The organism is Streptomyces millisiae (genome assembly GCF_031845425.1).
GTDB lineage: Bacteria > Actinomycetota > Actinomycetes > Streptomycetales > Streptomycetaceae > Streptomyces > Streptomyces millisiae.
Genome location: NZ_JAVREM010000281.1, coordinates 1 through 460, shown reverse-complemented (window position 1 = coordinate 460; position 460 = coordinate 1). Strand labels below are relative to the sequence as shown.

General features: G+C 70.0%; 2 protein-coding genes. Both read right to left on the bottom strand.

What is annotated here, in order from left to right; genetic code table 11:
- Positions 1 to 202 (bottom strand): hypothetical protein (locus tag RNC47_RS36680; RefSeq protein WP_311605201.1); only part of this gene is annotated, 202 nt, incomplete at its 3' end.
- 57 nt (positions 203 to 259) lie between these two features.
- Positions 260 to 460: hypothetical protein (locus RNC47_RS36675; RefSeq protein WP_311605199.1), on the bottom strand; the 201-nt coding region annotated here is incomplete at its 5' end.

The window sequence follows — 460 nt, the reverse complement described above, 5'->3', positions numbered from 1 at the left end:
GGCAGGTGACCTCGCCGGTGGCCAGTACCCTCGTGGTGGTCGGCTCGACCCCGTAAGCCGGCACGGCGAACTCCGACGGACGTCCCCGCTGAGGCGTCGTCACCGGCAGCGTCGTGCCCGGCGCCGCCGCCGTCGTGGTTTCGGCGAGTGGATCCGCGATGTGGACGCCGCCCCCGCAGCCCGGCAGTGCCAGCAGCGTCATCGCACACGCCCCCACCCAGATGGCATTCACTCTCATCGATCAGTCCCCTCAGTCCCCTCAGTCCTTGGAGAACGCGACAGCGAGCTCCCCCTCGAGGTCTCGGTACGGCTCGCCCGACAGGTCAACGGTGACCTGCCCGATGGTGCCGCCGCCGAACGCGAACGGTGCCCGGTATTGCTGCGACACCGCCGATCCGGTGTTGCGGCCGATGCAGATGCCACCCCCGGCGAGCGCGAACATGCCGGGGTGGGTTTGCAT